15 protein-coding genes are annotated in these 12,870 nt (G+C 43.1%); 9 read left to right on the top strand and 6 right to left on the bottom strand.

Translation table 11 applies throughout. The annotated features are described in order from the left end of the window. Positions 1-499: 499 nt before the first annotated feature. The 4 genes from K1F36_RS18710 to K1F36_RS18725 form a co-directional block, all read right to left on the bottom strand. The gene (locus tag K1F36_RS18710) at positions 500-1,675 is read right to left on the bottom strand and encodes a porin (RefSeq protein ID WP_220115148.1); all 1,176 of its coding nucleotides are present in this window, start codon (positions 1,673-1,675) and stop codon (positions 500-502) included. Then, on the bottom strand, positions 1,675-2,121 hold the full coding sequence (locus K1F36_RS18715) for a PepSY-like domain-containing protein (RefSeq protein ID WP_220115149.1): 447 nt from the start codon (positions 2,119-2,121) through the stop codon (positions 1,675-1,677). Before K1F36_RS18715 ends, K1F36_RS18710 begins: the two co-directional genes overlap by 1 nt. A gap of 62 nt (positions 2,122-2,183) precedes the next feature. Beyond that, positions 2,184-3,485, bottom strand: a complete 1,302-nt coding sequence (locus K1F36_RS18720) for a sensor histidine kinase (RefSeq protein WP_220115150.1) — start codon at positions 3,483-3,485, stop codon at positions 2,184-2,186. Beyond that, the gene (locus K1F36_RS18725; RefSeq protein WP_220115151.1) at positions 3,482-4,159 is read right to left on the bottom strand and encodes a response regulator transcription factor; all 678 of its coding nucleotides are present in this window, start codon (positions 4,157-4,159) and stop codon (positions 3,482-3,484) included. Before K1F36_RS18725 ends, K1F36_RS18720 begins: the two co-directional genes overlap by 4 nt. A 517-nt stretch (positions 4,160-4,676) precedes the next feature. Here K1F36_RS18725 and K1F36_RS18730 point away from each other — a divergent pair. The 9 genes from K1F36_RS18730 to K1F36_RS18770 all read left to right on the top strand — a co-directional run bounded on the left by K1F36_RS18730 (position 4,677) and on the right by K1F36_RS18770 (position 11,703). Continuing rightward, complete coding sequence (locus K1F36_RS18730; RefSeq protein WP_220115152.1) at positions 4,677-4,871, top strand: hypothetical protein; 195 nt, start codon at positions 4,677-4,679, stop codon at positions 4,869-4,871. Beyond that, entirely contained in the window at positions 4,868-5,278 is a 411-nt protein-coding gene (locus K1F36_RS18735) for a single-stranded DNA-binding protein (protein ID WP_220115153.1), read from the top strand. The genes K1F36_RS18730 and K1F36_RS18735 overlap by 4 nt, the downstream gene beginning before the upstream one ends. A gap of 66 nt (positions 5,279-5,344) precedes the next feature. Then, entirely contained in the window at positions 5,345-5,725 is a 381-nt protein-coding gene (locus K1F36_RS18740; protein WP_220115154.1) for a DUF6876 family protein, read from the top strand. A gap of 76 nt (positions 5,726-5,801) precedes the next feature. Beyond that, positions 5,802-6,251: a JAB domain-containing protein gene (locus K1F36_RS18745; protein WP_220115155.1), complete on the top strand. Its 450-nt coding sequence runs from the start codon at positions 5,802-5,804 to the stop codon at positions 6,249-6,251. 530 nt (positions 6,252-6,781) lie between these two features. After that, positions 6,782-7,369, top strand: coding sequence for a BfmA/BtgA family mobilization protein (locus K1F36_RS18750; RefSeq protein WP_220115156.1), 588 nt, complete (start codon positions 6,782-6,784; stop codon positions 7,367-7,369). A 2-nt stretch (positions 7,370-7,371) separates the two neighbouring features. Continuing rightward, entirely contained in the window at positions 7,372-8,397 is a 1,026-nt protein-coding gene (mobB, locus tag K1F36_RS18755) for a MobB family relaxase (RefSeq protein WP_220115157.1), read from the top strand. Positions 8,398-8,402: 5 nt separating this feature from the next. Beyond that, on the top strand, positions 8,403-10,025 hold the full coding sequence (locus K1F36_RS18760; protein ID WP_375587413.1) for a type IV secretory system conjugative DNA transfer family protein: 1,623 nt from the start codon (positions 8,403-8,405) through the stop codon (positions 10,023-10,025). Positions 10,026-10,378: 353 nt separating this feature from the next. Then, positions 10,379-10,675: a hypothetical protein gene (locus K1F36_RS18765; protein ID WP_220115158.1), complete on the top strand. Its 297-nt coding sequence runs from the start codon at positions 10,379-10,381 to the stop codon at positions 10,673-10,675. A 446-nt stretch (positions 10,676-11,121) separates the two neighbouring features. After that, the gene (locus tag K1F36_RS18770) at positions 11,122-11,703 is read left to right on the top strand and encodes a hypothetical protein (protein WP_220115159.1); all 582 of its coding nucleotides are present in this window, start codon (positions 11,122-11,124) and stop codon (positions 11,701-11,703) included. A gap of 132 nt (positions 11,704-11,835) precedes the next feature. On the opposite strand, the gene K1F36_RS18775 is transcribed toward K1F36_RS18770, so the two are convergent. After that, complete coding sequence (locus tag K1F36_RS18775) at positions 11,836-12,027, bottom strand: helix-turn-helix transcriptional regulator (RefSeq protein WP_220115160.1); 192 nt, start codon at positions 12,025-12,027, stop codon at positions 11,836-11,838. Then, positions 12,011-12,436 (bottom strand): DUF2178 domain-containing protein, encoded by a 426-nt coding sequence (locus tag K1F36_RS18780; protein ID WP_220115161.1) that lies wholly within the window; start codon positions 12,434-12,436, stop codon positions 12,011-12,013. Before K1F36_RS18780 ends, K1F36_RS18775 begins: the two co-directional genes overlap by 17 nt. Positions 12,437-12,870 lie beyond the last annotated feature (434 nt).

The following is a 12,870-nucleotide window of genomic DNA, read 5'->3' on the forward strand; positions in this document are numbered from 1 at the left end:
TGGGGTTGAGGTTTAATTTTTCAAGCGACGCAATAACGTCGGCGGACGGTGATACGGACATGATTTCTTGTTCTGTTGATTTGTATATGCCTTCAAGAATATCAAAAAAATGTCATGTAATAAGAGTTTAACAACGTTTACTGATTTTTAACGACTTTCTGTTAATTATCTAAAGTTTAGTAAAACAAGAAACTGGGTGCTGTCGCATGAATCCATTGCAACTCTATAAACCCAATCGAATATTTAAATTAAGCCGCAATTCATTAGAAGGATTTTGGAGATAATTGAAGCGGACGATAAGGTAACCTTTATAAAAGTTCAAATAAACGATTCCACAAAAATTGGACTTGATCAAAAAATGGGAAAGCGAGATAAAACATGCCCTGGACTTTTATACGTTATCATTGCACAATGGCCCCGTCATCCAACCGGGGCCATTTAAAACAAATGGGGTTAGGGCATCCCGATTCCGGGAAAGACCAAATTAAACCCACATTGACTAGAACTTCAGCTGTGCCTGAACCCTGAACAGGCTACCTTTTTGATGGTTCGCTGTATTTGTAAAATCCTCGTACCTACGATCCGAATAGGTATACTCCGCCAAAAATTCAAAATGGGGAAAGGGATGCCATTCCAATCCGACCTCTGCATCGTGAACATCATAACTTCTTGCATCCAACTCGTGCTTCTTTCCTCCATCATAGTATTGTAAGCGTACAAAGGGATAGAACTTCTGGCCCCATTTTTCAACATAATACGAAAAGGTGGCATATCCTCCTTGGAGTGGTTTGACCTGTATGGTGTTGGTCGCTTTATCATATTCGGGCCCCTTTCCCACATTGTATTCTGCCTGGATTCCGAAAGGTCTTGGATACAATACGAACGATACTGCCGCCCTTTGATCAAGATAGCCTTCGGTGTCCACAGCAATGGACGAACTATGCTCGGTGACCACATATTTCCCCGTATAGGCCTGAATGCCCGGTTCGATCACCTGATGGCCCAATTCCAAGGGATAGGAAAAACGGGACACCACATGAAACTCATTGTTCTGGTCAAAATGATTGGCCGTTTGCCCATTATAGAACCCCAGTGCGATCAATCCAAAATCCCCTCCACTCAATCCTGCCTTGCGCAGTTCCTTGATCAACTGTCTTTTCTCCTTAGTGGCCCAATAAAAGAACACGCCGAGATCTCTTTCATCCTTGACCGCACTGTTCAGGGCATCATCCCGGTCCAATGGCAACCTATTGCTACTGGACTGCATGTTCTCAAAACCAAAGGGCACCTTACTCTGTCCTATACGGATGCGATACTCATTTTTGCTGTCCAATCCGACATCGATATAGGCATCCTTTAACCGTCCCACATGGTGTTCTTCCCCTATGGACTTTGCGAAGTCCGGTTGAAAGTAAAAGAAAATGCGTGGTGTGATTTGGCCCTTTATTTTAAACCGTAAACGCCTGAATGATAGACCACCACCTTCCAATCCCCAATTTTCATCACATTGTTCGCAGTCCAAATTCTCATTGGTCTCGAAAAGGTTGTCATAACGCAGTTGCATATACCCCCCGATGTGAATATTATCATACCAATTGGAGACTTTACCATCGGATTGTGCCCAAAGTGTATTTTGCAGCACAAACAGCAGCAGCATGAACTGAAATTTTCGCATCAATCCACCTTTTTGCTTAATACCTTGCCATCTCCATCCAAAATGACCTCCCAATCTTGGTGTGTCAAGGAATTGAGCTCGATACGGTATACCACTTTTCCATTTTCAGTAATACGCTCGATATCATCCAAAGTATACGTGTTGAACTCCGAATTGATTGTTTGCACCACTGCATTGGACAGGTCTTTTGTGGTAACATCTTCCTTGTGCTTTGCCATCTTCCCTTCCCGATCGTACCAGACCGTATGCGCTATGTTCCAACCGGTCTCAAACTCGACCTGATAGTGGTGCCCATCCAATTCCCATTCGATATCCGTCGCTTTGGGAAATTGTACATTGAATTGGTTCACGATGACCGAGGGAACTTCATTTTGGGGGATATCTTGCCCATGGCCCAATAATTGGATACCTAGAAGTGTACCCAACAGCAATACTTGCTTTTTCATATGGTATACATTTTAATTTATACCGCAAAGCAACTTCCTGAATTTGGAAAGAAATGGGAATTCTATGTTTTGGAAGGCTTATTAGGGGAAAAAAAGATTTCAAAGCTGTGCATCCCATGGTCAAAACCATACTGGACACGGTGACCGTACAGGTCTGCAATGGCCCTGACAATGGACAGTCCCAGCCCGGATCGGCCCGTTTCCTTTCTAGACCCATAAAATCTTGAAAAAATCAATTCCCCTTCCAATGGGCCATCGGCTGCGGTATTTTGGACCTGCAACTTCGCTTCGGTAATATGGATAATGATATTTCCCTTCCCACTTGTGTGATGGACTGCATTCTTGACCAAGTTACCGACCAATATGTTGGCCAAGTAAATATCCACATAGGTCTTCAATGGGGAGATTGCATTGACCGTAATCTTTATTTTCCTGAATGTTGCCATATCCTCCAAATCCCTGACACATTGGTCGACCGTTTCATTGATGGAAACCAACCGATTGTCAAAAAACTGCTTGTTTTCAATTTTGGTCAGCAAAAGCAAGGAGTTGTTGAGACGGATCAATCGCTGCACAATCTGGTAAATTTCGGACATGCTTTCGGCCTCTTTTGCGTTTACCCAAGCATTTTCCAAAAGCAATTCCAATTTGTTGGTGATTATGGCCAATGGAGTTTGCAACTCATGGGAAGCATTGCCCACAAACTCTTTTTGCCGTTCGAATGCATTGATGTTTTGCTGCAAAAGATGGTTCATCGAACTTTCGAGATCCATAAACTCCTTAACGGTGGTGTTGGTTCGGACAAGCTCATGGGAAGTCCCTAAGCGGAAGCTTTTTAACTGTGCCAACAAACTATAGAATGGATGCCACAACTTTTTGAGGACGATATTGTTGATGACCAAAATCCCTATGATCAAAACAAGATAAAGCCAGACAACATCCCAGAGCAGTTCCCCGATCAGGTCATCTTCCTCGACCATGGAATTGGCAACTTTGAGCCGATAAAATTTTCCATTGGACTCAAAAGCAGATACCAACATCCTGACGGGTTCTGGTTCCAGGGCCTGGTCATCTGCATCTTGCATGGCTATGATCGTATCGAGATATTGGTCCTTAAACGCCAGCGCTTCCTGTTTCTCGATTGGATGGATGGTAAAAAAACTTTCGTCAAAATAATTCTTGGTCAGTATACTGGGATCATGCTCCGCATTTTTAATGATCAGGCGTTTGTAATTTTCCAACCCCTCATCAATACTGCTCTTGATCTCCTGGAGCATGTTAACATAAAAGATGATCGCCCATAGGGTCACAATAGCCAAAATGGACAGGGAAAGATAGGATATCGATTTATTGAGCAGTTTCATTTTACGATCAGTTTGTATCCAACCCCGTAAACGGAATCGATTTCCAGTCCGGACTTGCTTTCCAACAGTCTTTTACGAAGGTTCTTTATTTGATAATAGACAAAATCAAAGTTGTCCGCTTGATCGCTGTTATCGCCCCAAACATGTTCTGCCAAGGCATTTTTGGTGACCAAACGTGATTTGTTCAACATGAAATAGTTCAGGATATCAAACTCCTTCCGATTAAGGGGGATGGGCGTTCCATCCACTAAAAATTGCCGATTCTCAATATTTAATTTGGTATTGCCCAGCTCCATGAACCTGCTCCCATCAAGGTCCTTCCTCCGCAGGACAGCCTTGATACGGGCGTTGAGCTCGGCCAAATGAAATGGTTTGGTGAGATAATCGTCAGCCCCAAGATCGAGTCCTTTCAATTTATCATCGAGTGAATCCTTGGCAGATATTATAATGACATTTTCTTGTTTGCCCTCTTTTTTAAGTCCGTCCAAAATATCCAGACCGCTACCATTGGGCAACATAATGTCCAATAAGATACAGTCATATGCGTAGACCATGGCTTTTTCCATCGCCGTCTCAAAACCCATCGCCGTCTCAACTAGGAAGTTTTCCTTTTCCAAGGATTCTTTGATGTTCTTGAGCAATTGAATCTCGTCCTCTATTACTAATATTTTCATGCTGAAAGTTTACTATGGAAATCTGGAAACAATTGGGAAACAAAGGTACTGTAGCTTATTGTAAAAAATACAGCCTTGGTTCTTTGGAAAGGTTAGCCATAGCATAACACCCTCGCCCGACAAAATCGAGCATCCTCAATACCATCACAAAAATCTGAATTTTAACTGGCTACAACCAAATATTGGGTGGCTCAAATGTTACGTTTTTGGTAGCCTTAAACGTATGGCTCATCCACATATATAGCAAATAAAGAGTTTTGTTATATACTTTGTGCCGCTCCCATGGGAGCGTGAACTTCCCTCGTTTCGCTTTTGGTTTTCCTAAGTGTATCTACTGCCTTCTTTTTTTGAAGGCAAAACAACAACATCCCTACTTGTAGCCGGCATAAAGCCAGACCCCACCTTCGTGGGGTTTCTTTTTTATACGGCTTGCACAAGCAGGGATGTTGTTCCCGGTTCAGCATCAAAAAAAGGTGACAGCGATGGCACTACTGGAAGTAAATCAAAACCTCATACCATGGAATCGTACACATCCCATTTATCGGAAGCAGCACAAAAGAATCAAAAAAAGGAAGACGCTGTGGATACCATAAGTAAATCTGTTGCCTGCGGCCTTTGTGCTGTGGGTACTGGGGAAACGGTTCGGTTCCTTCAAGATGTATTCAATTATTTTTTAACCGCCCGCTTTGGGCATAAATCCTTTCAATTATGAGCAATTTCAGAAATCAGGTTCAGTTAATCGGAAATGTGGGGGAAGACCCCAAGATCACACTCCTTGAGGGAGATCGCAAAGTGGCCAACTTTCCCATGGCCACCAATGAGTATTATACCAACACCAAAGGGGAAAAGGTCCAGAACACGGACTGGCACCAGGTCGTGGCCTGGGGCAAGACGGCCGATATCCTTGAAAAGTACACGGCTAAGGGCAGTGAGATCGGTATCCGCGGCAAGATCAAGACCCGCAGCTATACCACCGAGGACGGGAACCAGCGCTATGTGACCGAGGTCGTGGCCGATGAAGTCCTTTTGATGGGCTCCAAGCCGACCAATGACACGGCCAAAGCCAGCGACGAAAAGCCAAATAGCTCCAAAAGGACATCCACCAAAAAGGATGCCTAGCCCCCAAAGGGGTGTCCATCACGGGCATCCCTTCTTTTCTCTTTTGTTCAATCCAAAACCTCTAACATGGAAACAGACACCCAATACCTCAAAGAACAGTTGGAGCAGTTTCACGGCTCACAACAGCTTTTTGCCCTGCCCCTTTGCAGAACACGCTATACCGAGGGTATCCAATTCTTGGCCACTTCCGCCAATGCTTTTTGGCTGCTCACCGATGCCTCCGTCATGGGCAAGAGCCTCATGTCCAAAAGTCGGTTTATTACCATCGACTTTAAACGCTACACCCAAGCCGAAGCGGAGACCCACGGCTATGATGCCATTATCGCCTATAGCGATGGAAACGGAACCGTGTTCACCGAACAACGGTACCATATCACGGATTTTCCTTTGCATCAACTCCAACTCTTTTTTGTGGACAATACCCTGCTGTTGCCCTCCGAGTATTAAAATGGTCGAGGGGATGACCTTACAACCCTGTAGAACATCCCCTCTATCATCTTTCTAACCCTTTAATTCCAGAAAAATGACATTCAAAGTTAATGAAATAAAAATCAGTTACCGGGAGCATAAAAGCGTTGCCGACAGTCCCCAACTCACCTCATCCCAGGAGGTGTCCCAACTTTTATATGCGCATTGGGACCCAGATACCCTAGCGCTCAAAGAATCCTTTAAAATCCTTTTGCTCAATAATTCCAATCGGGTCAAAGGCACCTATCAAGTCTCCGATGGGGGCATCACGGGTACCATTGTAGATCTACGCATCCTCTTTGGTGTGGTGCTCAAGACCTTGAGCGTGGGCATTATCCTTGCTCATAACCATCCCTCGGGCAACCTCAAACCCAGCCAACAGGACAAACTCCTGACCGTAAAGATCCGACGGGCGGCCGAACTGTTCGATGTAAAAGTGCTCGACCACCTGATCATCGTGCCCAATGGGGAGTACTTCAGCTTTTCAGATAACGGGCTGCTTTGATTTCCGTTCCTTTCCCTTGCGTTTATCCTGATAAAAGCAAAACAGCCACTCCTTACGGAGTGGTTTTTTATTACATACGACCAGGCAATACCGCTATGTAAAACAAAAACCAAATGGCTTTCACAATAGCTATTTTTAGAACCATTTTCTTTTTTTCAATGGTATGACCATCCCGAAGCATTCAATCTTCATTGTGAAAAATCCAGCATATTCACAGAAATAGTAAAGACTCCGCAATTCCATATCCCTGGTCTTCTTAAAGTTTTGGGTTCTTTTCTTTCAACGGTACTTCCAAAATACCTTGGACTTGGCGATGATTTTTGTGCTGCGCACAATAAAGAAGAGCAAGAGGGCAACACGGCCAGCCGGTGTTGCATGCATTGGTTTTCAAATAACCCACTGTTTTATAGTGATTTATTGTCAAAAAAGTGATTAAACAAAGGCCTTTGGAGGCAAGGATTTGCGGCAAATGTCCCCGAAACCCCCATAAACAGGCCCGGATTTGCGGCAAATCCAAATCAAAAACCACCATGGAAACTGAAGGTTTTAGCAACATACGCTTCAAAAAGGAGACCGCAAGACGGTTCCAGTCCTTTTCGCGCATGTACTACAAGACCCATACCCTGGCCCTGGCGGGGATGCTCGATTTCTTTAAGTACAATGAAATTTCCCCTCACGAAAATCTGGGCAAGCGCATGGGACTGATCATGGACTTCCTCCAAAAGTTCCGCGACTTTACCGCCAAACGGAACAACGCCACTATAGCCATTATCAAGGATCTCGAAAAACATGGGGTACTCCCGACCAAGGCCATGATGGAACTGCTTTTTGAAGGAGGGCCTACCCCGGCATCCAAAAAGAAAGGGGATGCCATGAAAACGGAATTGATTATTCCAGAGATCCAGGGCATGGACCTCGATACCGAATTTGCCCTGCTCGAGGAACGCAAACAACGCCAACTATTGGAGCAAGAATTGATACTGATCAAAACACAGATCAGCGAACAGCTCCTAAAGCGGGTAAAGATCATTCGACCTGCTCTCGGTCCTCCCCGGCTCCAATTGGAGATGACCCTTTCCGAATGGAAAGCCTTTAAAGAACATTTTAAAATACCATAGCTATGTACATCACCATCACACGACAACATCTAGGCGAGACCTTTTCCCAAAGTGCAGCGGACTTTGTGGACTATCTGGAAAAGGAAAACAAGGAACTCACCCCTGATCAACAGGAATTCTTCTTTAACCAGCAAGAGGATCAGATCGACCCCAAGACCGTGGTCCAGGAAATCGATGCCAATACGGACCGTCTCAAGCAAAACGAGCCCAAGTTCTATTCCCTGACCATCAATCCCAGTCAGCGGGAACTGGCCGCCATCCAAAACGACCCCGAAAAGCTCAAGGCCTACGTCCGGGAGGTCATGAAAGATTATGCGGCGTCCTTCTATCGCCAGGAGGCCGTCAGGGTGGAACAGCTCAAGTATTTTGCCAAGATCGAAAAGCAGCGCACCTATTCCGGAAGGGACCGGGAAATCCGGGAAAACCGTCCCTATCGGGCACAGATCGCCAAACTCCGGAACGACCTGGTCAAGGTCAATCGCGGGGCACTTCAAGGAAATCCCGAACACATCCAACGGGATATCGACCGGCTCCACAAACAAATGCCGCACAAACTGGATGGTAAACCCATCGAGGAAGGGATGCAAAAACCGGGCACACAGACCCATGTGCATATTGTGATGAGCCGTAAGGATGTGACCAACAAGCTGAGCCTCTCCCCAGGGAGTAGTTATCGGGAATCCCAGGCCCAACTCCACGGGCAGACCGTCAAACGGGGCTTTCGTAGGGATGAATTCTTTCAAAAGGCAGAAAAGACCTTTGACCGGATGTTCCAATACAACCGTAACTATGTGGAATCCTACAATGCCCGGAAGACCATGGACAAGGACCCCAAGGCCTATTTTTCCAAAGTAATGGGACTACCGGCTTCCAAAAGGGCCGTAGCGCTAAAGCTACTATCCAAGACCGGGGCCAAAGTGCCACTGCCCAATATTCCCAAAAGTAAGGTGGCCGTGGCACGAAAGACCCTCGCCCAATTACAAAAGGCCGCTGCCCTGGCCAGAAAGGCCAGTTCCATTGAAATCTGACCGCTATGACAATGGAATTCCTTGACCATCTTGAAACCTTTTTCACCGACCATTGGTGGACTCTATATCCTGTTTTGGGGCTGGGCATCTTCCTGTTCCAGTATGTCCATCGATGGGGCTTTATCGTATTGTTGGGGCTCTTCCTCTTGGAAGGGGTACTGCTTGTTTTCCTTATGGGTTGGACAGTAGCGGTGCACTTATTGCTATATGCGGTTCTCCCCGCGATGTTTTTGAGCATGGTGTTGGGCCTAGCGTTTGACCATCAGCATACCGAATCTTCCATAGCGCCAAAATACCGGGCACGTCTTCGGTTGCGAAGTGGTTCCCTGACCTTAAGTAACATCCGACGGGGCATCTCCATTATCGGGTCCGCAGGGAGTGGCAAGACAGAATCCGTGGTCTATGCCTTGTTGCAGCATTTTCAGAAACATGGGTTCTGTGGGGTCATCCATGACTACAAACATTTTGAGATCACCGAACTGGCGTATCCCTTATTTCAAGGACAAGAAATACCATTCCATATCGTGTCCTTTGACACCATCCACAAACGGGTGAATCCGATTGCGCCCCGTTACCTGCCCGATGAGGAAAGTGTGAACGGGGTCTCCCGTGTCCTTTTGGAAAACCTGCTCGAACAGCGGGAGTCCGTTTCCCAAGGTTCCTCCAAGTTCTTTAATGATGCCGTGGAAGGACTATTAGGCGGGTTGATCTGGATGCTCCGCACCCATCATCCCAACTACTGTACCCTCCCCCATTTGATCGCTGTATACCAGTTGTTGGAACCGGACCATCTCATCCAATGGCTGGGCCAAGATCTGGTGGCCAAGGCCATGGCCGATGCTTTTATTGCCGGCAGGGCCTCCGAACGTCAGACCGCAGGGGTGCTCTCCACCCTGGCCAATGCCCTGAAAAAAATCAGTACCCAACGTATCTTTATGGCCCTTTCGGCTGATGAAGTGGACCTGGATATCAATAACCCCGACCACCCTGCTATCCTGTCCATTGTCAACCATCCCAAATTTGAAACCGCCTACTCCCCCATCATTGCCACCATCCTCCATACCGTGACCAAACAGATGAGCCTACGTGGGCAGCGGCATTCGTTTGTATTGATGGAAGAGGCGCCGACCATTCGCTTGCTCAATATGCACCGTATCCCGGCCACGCTCCGTAGCTATGACATTACCACGGTCTACGTGATGCAGGACAAGGCGCAGAACGATATGATGTATGGGGACAAGGCCAGTCGGGCCATCCTCTCCAACCTGTCCTATCAGTTCTTTGGTAAGGCCAACGACCCGGATACCGCGTACTATTACGAACGTTTCTTCGAACTGGTCAAAAGACCCATCCGCAGTGTGAGCAAAAAGGCGGATTTTCTATCTCCGGATACCCGGATCACCAACATCGAACGGGAAGTGGGCAAGGTACGGTCAGAGGAATTCTTTCGGTTGCGGCAGGGCGAGTTTATCGCCTTTTCGGACGGGAAGGACAGAAAGGTACGGTTTCCAGTGCCTAGGGTTGAAAGGGAATTGCCTGAGCCTACTTACAAATCAGATAGCCCTGAAATAGCTGCAAACTTTCAAAGGATACATTTGGAGGTCAAGGGGTTATTTCAAAAACAATGAGCCATTAGGAACTTTTATTCTTTATACAAGCACGCTTGCCGTGATTTTCAATTCGAATATGGTTCATTTACCCACCGTTTAATTGAACTTTCATTGCAAAACGAGTCCACTGATTCTAGATAGTTTACTTTTTCCGTACACTTAATTGGTTTCCCATTTAGACCCTTTTTTACCCCTACATTGAAGTTCTATTTCTCAATACCGATTGACCACTATTCCCTCCTTTCACCGAAAACTCAATTTTTTATAAATGGAAAATTCCTACATTTATAAAAGTTCCAATAAACGATTTTAAGTTTTGCGCCATAATTTGAGTAGCAATTTAAGATCAAAAACAATAGTTATCATTAAGTATGGGTGGTGAAGGCAGCATGGCCAGTGCTATATTGAGTCTCAAACAGAATCGAAGTCTGTTAAAAAAGCGCAACATCCGAGAACTCAAGGACCTCATTTATGAAAAATCCGATAAGACAGATTTAGCTTTTAAAGAAATCAGTCCTGAAGAGCTGGCCAGGATAAAAGAAGAAATAAGGATGGAAGCCAAATTAATTGCCAGAAATGAAGCTATTTTATACTCAATAGTCTTTGTTTTTGCTCTGGGTTTGGTAGCTTATCTTAGTTATTTGTTCTTTTCAGCCCTTCCTGAATAAAATGCAGAAACTTGAAAAGTTTAAATAAAAGATGTCCAAGCCAATGGTGATATTTGAATTTGTGTTGTATCAAATAGCCCTGATATTTGTAATCAGATACTATTACAGAAAATACAAAGGAAAGAAGGACTGGGCTACTGTTTATTTGGCTGGACTGTTCGTTATAGGATTAGGTCTATTCAATTTTTTCTTGATTCTATGCCTGTTAGAAAATCGTTCCATCACTATGGTTATTTGGAATCTGATTGTCTCTAAAATTTCATAAACTTTAAAACTACAGCTCCTCGGAATTTGACCGAACAGGTATTTATAGAAAATTCCTACATTTATAAAGTTCAAATAAACGATTGTGAAAGCATTTTAATGAATAAGTAGGCTAACCATTGAAAAGAATTGTGTTCATATTAATACTTGCCAATTTGTTTTATAAGTGCGAAACAAAAAAGGTGAAAGCGCAATTCAAAAAAACTGAATTCTATTATCCTCGTGTTTCATATTTTAAAAAGGATTCTTCTCTGACAGAAATATATCTAGATTCAATAAAAAACTACGGCGAACTTATTAAAACAACAGAACAAATTGCTTGCGCTGGTAAAGCACCTTTACTAAAATTCAGCACCGACTCAACCGAATTTAATTTGATTGTTTACAAAGAATGCACCAATAGAATGGATATTGTTGATTATCATTTAAGTAATGTTGTATCAATTCAAAAGGATTCAATAATTATAAACGACGAAATCGAAATGGGATTTGACAGTTTACAGCCAATATTGCGAAATCACATACTAAATCCGAATCAAGAATTTAACTATTCGAAAAGTGTAGATAAAGCATTAGTCTTTTATTATCAAGACAGTTTAGTTTCTGCGAAAAAAATAAAATACCAACTCATTAAAATAACAAAGGCATTCAATGAGCTGAATAGAAAAAATGGAGATAGTCTTCCATTGAAAATTAAATTGAGAGAACATCCATATATTAGAATTCTAAATCCACCGACACCTGATGAAGAATCTAAGAAATAAAAGTTTAAATAAACCATTCAAAGGGCCCACCAATTACACTTCAAATATATCTTAACTTGGTTCCACGTGTAAAAAATTTATACTATATTCCTATGTTAAATGCGATTAGGGCTCTTCGGTTTTGTTTTCCATTTATTCCAAAATGAAAACATCTTCAATTCTCATTTTGAATACCTTTGATATATCATAAGCCAATTTAAGGGAAGGATTATATTTCCCCTTCTCGAGAAAAACAATAGTTTCTCTGCGCACTCCAACTTTTTGAGCTAGTTCAATTTGCGTCAAATTTTCCTTGGCACGAAGTTCCTTAATCCTTGTTGTCATCTATACCTACTTTTGAAAGGTATAAGCGAATAAAAATATAAATGAGGGTCATACCCATCATGCCAATCGCTATTACCAATTTGGCTTTATTTACTGAATCGACAGAAAATATATCGAGTGCAAACATACCGATCAACCACATATAAATCGAAATACTAAAAGCCATGGAAGCAGCCTTTTGAGTAATCTTTTTTGAGAGTTCATCTTCAGCGTTTAGTCCCGATTTAGCATCCTTAAGCGCTTGAATGCCAGAATATATTACAAATCCGACTATTATCAGCATGACTCCAATGGTTCCGTAGGCTAATTCATTAAATGGCTTGGTTGTCTTGAATATCCAAAAGCCCATTAAACCCAAAATAAAGGCTGCCACAGTAAACTTTACTATAGCCATTTTTTTTTCTTTCATAGTTATGTTATTTATTTCTAACACAATATTAATTATTTCTAACATAAAATAGAAATATTTTTATTAAAATTTAATATTGACTGAATTTGAATATGAAAAAACAGGTAAATAAAAACAGTATATAACTTAAGCCTGTGCAACACATTGCGGATGATTTTCTGGACAATGTTATGTGCTATTCCATACCTTTAAGTCTCGGCGGGAAAATCGTGCCGATTTTTCACGCATGAGCCATATACCAACCTGTGGCCTTCGCTAAAAACGGCTGTAATTTTGGTTATAAAGGGTTTTTATTTTATTGGAAAAGAGTTGGCCAAATTTTATAATCAAAGAAAAGTTCAAACAAACGATTCCTAAAACATTCCTGATATAATTCCGTTTGACAAATATTCAATAAATTTGCATCAATAATATGTTATAATGTGTATATTGTA

Origin of the sequence: Flagellimonas abyssi (genome assembly GCF_019457905.1) — a bacterium.
GTDB classification, from domain to species: Bacteria; Bacteroidota; Bacteroidia; order Flavobacteriales; family Flavobacteriaceae; genus Flagellimonas; species Flagellimonas abyssi.

Excerpts from the sequence above, each read along its gene's own strand:
- K1F36_RS18710 (WP_220115148.1), bottom strand. The coding sequence starts at position 1,675 with ATGCGAAAATTTCAGTTCATGCTGCTGCTGTTTGTGCTGCAAAATACA.
- K1F36_RS18715 (WP_220115149.1), bottom strand. The coding sequence starts at position 2,121 with ATGAAAAAGCAAGTATTGCTGTTGGGTACACTTCTAGGTATCCAATTA.
- K1F36_RS18720 (WP_220115150.1), bottom strand. The coding sequence starts at position 3,485 with ATGAAACTGCTCAATAAATCGATATCCTATCTTTCCCTGTCCATTTTG.
- K1F36_RS18725 (WP_220115151.1), bottom strand. The coding sequence starts at position 4,159 with ATGAAAATATTAGTAATAGAGGACGAGATTCAATTGCTCAAGAACATC.
- K1F36_RS18730 (WP_220115152.1), top strand. The coding sequence starts at position 4,677 with ATGGAATCGTACACATCCCATTTATCGGAAGCAGCACAAAAGAATCAA.
- K1F36_RS18735 (WP_220115153.1), top strand. The coding sequence starts at position 4,868 with ATGAGCAATTTCAGAAATCAGGTTCAGTTAATCGGAAATGTGGGGGAA.
- K1F36_RS18740 (WP_220115154.1), top strand. The coding sequence starts at position 5,345 with ATGGAAACAGACACCCAATACCTCAAAGAACAGTTGGAGCAGTTTCAC.
- K1F36_RS18745 (WP_220115155.1), top strand. The coding sequence starts at position 5,802 with ATGACATTCAAAGTTAATGAAATAAAAATCAGTTACCGGGAGCATAAA.
- K1F36_RS18750 (WP_220115156.1), top strand. The coding sequence starts at position 6,782 with ATGGAAACTGAAGGTTTTAGCAACATACGCTTCAAAAAGGAGACCGCA.
- mobB (WP_220115157.1), top strand. The coding sequence starts at position 7,372 with ATGTACATCACCATCACACGACAACATCTAGGCGAGACCTTTTCCCAA.
- K1F36_RS18760 (WP_375587413.1), top strand. The coding sequence starts at position 8,403 with ATGACAATGGAATTCCTTGACCATCTTGAAACCTTTTTCACCGACCAT.
- K1F36_RS18765 (WP_220115158.1), top strand. The coding sequence starts at position 10,379 with ATGGGTGGTGAAGGCAGCATGGCCAGTGCTATATTGAGTCTCAAACAG.
- K1F36_RS18775 (WP_220115160.1), bottom strand. The coding sequence starts at position 12,027 with ATGACAACAAGGATTAAGGAACTTCGTGCCAAGGAAAATTTGACGCAA.
- K1F36_RS18780 (WP_220115161.1), bottom strand. The coding sequence starts at position 12,436 with ATGAAAGAAAAAAAAATGGCTATAGTAAAGTTTACTGTGGCAGCCTTT.